General features: G+C 30.1%; 3 protein-coding genes. All 3 read right to left on the reverse strand.

The genetic code is table 11. The features are described 5' to 3' along the window. Window positions 1-54: 54 nt before the first annotated feature. The gene (locus tag PHQ99_07180) at window positions 55-3,015 is read right to left on the reverse strand and encodes a DEAD/DEAH box helicase family protein (GenBank protein MDD4289351.1); all 2,961 of its coding nucleotides are present in this window, start codon (window positions 3,013-3,015) and stop codon (window positions 55-57) included. 59 nt (window positions 3,016-3,074) lie between these two features. Beyond that, entirely contained in the window at window positions 3,075-4,412 is a 1,338-nt protein-coding gene (locus PHQ99_07185) for an ATP-binding protein (protein ID MDD4289352.1), read from the reverse strand. Window positions 4,413-4,414: 2 nt separating this feature from the next. Next, on the reverse strand, window positions 4,415-4,756 hold a 342-nt coding region (locus PHQ99_07190; GenBank protein MDD4289353.1), incomplete at its 5' end, for a site-specific DNA-methyltransferase.

Genomic DNA, 4,756 nt, shown 5'->3' on the forward strand with positions numbered 1-4,756 from the left:
AGTGTTATTTTTCAATTATAGACCCCATTGTTTTCTCCTATAATTTCATGATTTTTACAGTATTCTTTCTAATGCCCTTTCTATACTATCAAACCAATATTCCTTGTATCCACCTTCTGAAACCCTGTTAATATCATCTGTTCTTAAAAATGTGTATACCTTACAGGTAAAATCCTGATATTTAAAATCTCTAATTCTACCTTTATTATCTTCAAATATCATCCTATAACCATCGATTTTATGCATATAATCAGAATGTTTAATTCCTTTGGGGTCTATAAATACAATTGAATAATTATTATCTTTTTTAAACCAAAAAATAAAATCAGGTTTAAATTTACTTATCTTGTTACCATCAGGATTATAATAAGGGACATGTATCTCGTCTAAACTCTCATCTATTTTGCAAAAAGTCCACCAATCAAATTTTTTAAAATAGTTATTGTCTTTATTCAAATAAGTTTCCAAATCATTGATAAATTTCACTTCACTGGGGGTTTTTATGATATGAGTCATATAATCAATCTTTTCTTCATCACTAAAAACAATGGGCACATAATAATGATTAGCTATATATTTAAGTTTGATTTTCTTGTGCTCATATTCATATGTCTCTGTAGCTTCTTGTGCCAGCATGTTTTCAATTTTTTTTCTGGCTGAAATGCTTAATTTTGCTAACTCTTTTTCGAACTCCTTCTGTCTTTCAGGATAATCTTTGACCTCATTAATTTTCTGCTGTAATTCCTTTAAATCTTCTAAATGCACTTTGATATTCTTAAAGTGTTTTATCTCGTCTTCCAAATGTTTAAATTCTTTTAATTCTTCCGGGATAACATCAAAATAATCAAATATTCTTTGAACAAAAATATCAATATTTTTAAACCTCTTTGCCTCTTCACCTGTTTTATAATACTTTTCCACATCATCAAAGGTATTTCGTAAAACCTTTATTTTCTCAGGAGTTGTGTTATAATTCACAAGGAAAATTTTATCATCATCAATATAGTTAACATATTTTTGCAAAAGCTTAATATCACTTTCGCAGACTTCAAATTTTGCCTGTTTTCCAGTTTTCATAATAGAATGGCCTGCTGGTTTATATGTTGGAATCAAAAGATTTTGTTTTTCTATTGATTTATTAACAAAAAATGAAAGTTGTTCTCCTTTTTCTTTCCTTTCCTGTTTAAGCTCATTGATCACTGTTAGCAATGCACTTCTATTTGTTCCAAAAATAAATAGTGTTTCCAATGGGGTTACAATATCTTTGAGTTCTCTAAAAATATCAATATCTATATCTTTATCATTGTATATTTCTTTTAATCTTCTCCTTTTATTAGTTATAGGTTCAATCCTTATACCTCTCCCGACTGATTGAAGTATAAATTTTTTTGCAACTACACCAGTACCAATATTTATAAAATTAAGTACATTAGGCCTGTTTGAATCCCAACCTTCATAAAAAGCACGGGAACCCATTAAAATATTAATGGGTGATTCGTCTTTGTTTATCCTTTCAAAAAATCCTTCTTCTTCAAATTGATGGTTAACATTAAATCTATCTAATTCTTCTCTTAACCAACTGGGCATATCTCCTGTTTTACTGAGAGCAAAATGTCTATCCGATGTGGTTAATTTAAAAGCAACCTGTTTTTTATCTGATGGCCTAAAAGAAACTTCTATTTTACCAGGACTATCAGAATTGAAAACATAATTTATAATATCTTTAATGTTTATTTCTTTAAAACATTTTTCATCAATTTTTATTCCTCTATTATCTTCAAAAACAAATTCTGGCTCCTGCTTTAGTTCTTCCCATAGCTCCTCTATTGTTTGGTTAAATGTATCAGCTTTGATGCCTCCTTTTCCAATCCTTTCCAGTTCTCTAAAAAAGATTTTCAAGTCTGCTTCTACAGTATTAACAGAATTGACCAATGTTAGAAGCAAAGGATTGTGGTAAAGATGTTCTTCGATATTGATATTTTCAATTTTCTCATAATATTTCTTCAGGTAAGTAAGCACAATCAGAGATTTTAAGACAATCTTTTGTTTTTCTTCATCACTATAATCTTCATCCTTCCTGAATGCCCTTATTTCCTGTTGTAAAACACTTATATGCTTGCCATAACCAGCCTGGATAAAAGAAGCTAAATTAAATTCAAAAGCAGAAGTTAAAATATCTCTTTGATCAATAAAGGTAGCAGAAAAATTAAACAGGAAACCATTTCTGGCTAAAATTGAATAGATATGTTGTCTCTTGGAATCTTCTTTATCTCCTTTATGCGCCTCATCCAAAAAGACAAACCATTTACCCCCATTATCATAATTATGAAAATCAATAATTTTCTCTTTCTGCTCATCATTAATATTATCAGAGCGATAATAAAAAACAGGTGCTCCGGTTAATAGTTTCTGTCTTTTAACTTCAGGATATTCTTTGAGTTCCCTTAACTCAATTTTGCTTGCATTTGCCAAATTAACTTCATCAACCATCTTTTTAAATTGTTCTAATAAATCATCTCTATGAGTTAAGAACAAAATATCATACTCAGGGATTTCTTTTCTTTCCATAAGGATCTTTAAAATTTGAATAAGTTTAATAAGTACTATTGTTTTACCACTTCCTGTTGCCATCCAAAAACACATCCGATTTATATAATTCGAGTAAGATATTTTTCCATCTTCTTGTTTAAAAAAATCAGGGAGCAGCTCATTAAGTTTTCTACTTCGCCTGTCTAACTTGATATCCAAATTTTCATTTAATCCGTTGTCTTTATACCATTGGTATAATTTTCTTTTTCTTTCTAAATTAAATTCTATACTTTCTTCTGGTTGAAAATCATAAAAATCCTCATAATATTTCCATAACACTTTTAAAGCATTAACTATGGCTTCTTGCTGAAAATCCCAGAGTTCAATTTTGTTTGATAATGTCTTTAGATCAAAAGAATTCCAGGTATATGGTAAATGTGTTGAGCTTATATCATCTAAAATATCCTGTAAAAAAGTCGTTATCACTAGAACTTCTCCATTTTATTATTCATTAACTTGGGAACTTATGCCCCTTTGGTGCCCCTTTAATGCCCGTTATGCCCCTTTGGTGCCCCTTTAAGCTTATAGTAAGTTCCCTTACCTGTTGTTCCAATACGTTCAAATATTTTCATATTTTCGAGTTCTTTTAAGTCATCTGTTGTTTGTCTTTTTTTAACTGAACATATTTGCTGATATTCTTTATTAGTAATCTTTCCTTTTTCCTTTACATATAAAACAGCCTTAATTTGTCTTTCATTTAATCCCATTTTTTGTAGAATTTCTTCTGTATAAATATCCTTAAAAAACCAGACACTAAATCCGCCCTGTTCTTCTTTATATTCCGGTTCTGGCAAACCCTGTTCTTTGCATAAATCAACTATTCTTTTGGTACCTGAACCCCATCTTTCTATGTAACCGGCAAGATAAAATACATTGGCTATCAAAGGATTTCTAGGATAAGATGAGTGGTCTTTTTTCAGGTCATCTACCTTTAATTCAGATGGTAATTTTCCGGGATTCCATATCCATATCTTATCATCATAGATTTTAATCTGAATTTCTGCTGTACTCAGGTAATCTTTATGAATAAGAGAATTAATAACCGCTTCCCGTATTGCCTCCAGGGGATAATCCCAAACATCTTTTCTCTGAATATCTTTTATCTCAAATTTTACATTAAGATGTTTTTTAATTGCCTCTAATACTATTTCCAATTGATTAAAAATGTTTCCTTCCGCTATTACGGTATCAGCTATATTAATACTCGATTTGAACCTTCCAACTCTAGATTTAGCTGAAATAAAATTGTTTTGAGGATTATTACCAAAAAGTAAAAGAGCGGCATTTTTTATCTTTTTATCATTATTGATAAGGTCTAAATTGGAAAAAATTTTATTAATAGAATCTGATTTCGAAATACTGGATATCTTATTATTGGCTAACTCCCTAAACCTATCAACCGTTTTTTCATTAATATTTTCTAAACCGACTTCAGAAAAAAGACTATCCCAGGTTTTCCCGGCTTTTTTTAAAATTAATTGTGATAATTCAGTTCCGTTAACTTCCTGAGTAGTGCTCCCGCATCTTATATAGTGTTTCCCATTATAAGAGATCATAGTAGGAGCAGGTTGCACAGAAATACATATTATTTCTTTATTTTGTTCTTTGATTAACTCTACTGATGGGGTAATTCCAAGTTTGTTTATTATCTTATTAGGGATATCTTCAAGAAGTTTTTTAGAATTCCTTACTCCAATTGGATTACCTCGGTCGTCAAAACCAATAAGCAATTTTCCGCCATTCGTATTAGCAAATGCACTAATAGATTTAAGGTATTCATCTCGCCAGCTGGCTTTAAATTCAGTTGTTTGTGATTCTATCATGATTACCACCAGATTAAAGATTTAATGGTTTTATAATCCAGGTTATTGATATTTACTTTTTCTCCATCTTCGAGCTCAACATACTCAGAAGTTATCTTTTTTATGCATTTTCCTAGAAGGTTGGAAAGTGTTTCAGGAATATCTATATCAGGATAAAGCTTTGAAAAATTCACTTTTACTGTATTATTTTCATAATCAACTTCCAGGGCATCGAGAAGTTTGGTGTCTTTCATAAAAATGTATTGACTGTATGGAGATTGGTTGGGGTTTTCAAATAAATCAGTATCTTTATACTTTACTTTTCTTAATGTATCTTCATATTGTTCCAGCTCATAATATTTAAA

The organism is Atribacterota bacterium (assembly GCA_028703475.1).
In the GTDB taxonomy this organism is placed as follows: domain Bacteria; phylum Atribacterota; class Phoenicimicrobiia; order Phoenicimicrobiales; family Stramentimicrobiaceae; genus JAQVMU01.

What these genes read in the sequence shown, in the direction of transcription:
- PHQ99_07185 (MDD4289352.1), bottom strand. Translation starts at nt 4,412, where the DNA reads ATGATAGAATCACAAACAACTGAATTTAAAGCCAGCTGGCGAGATGAA.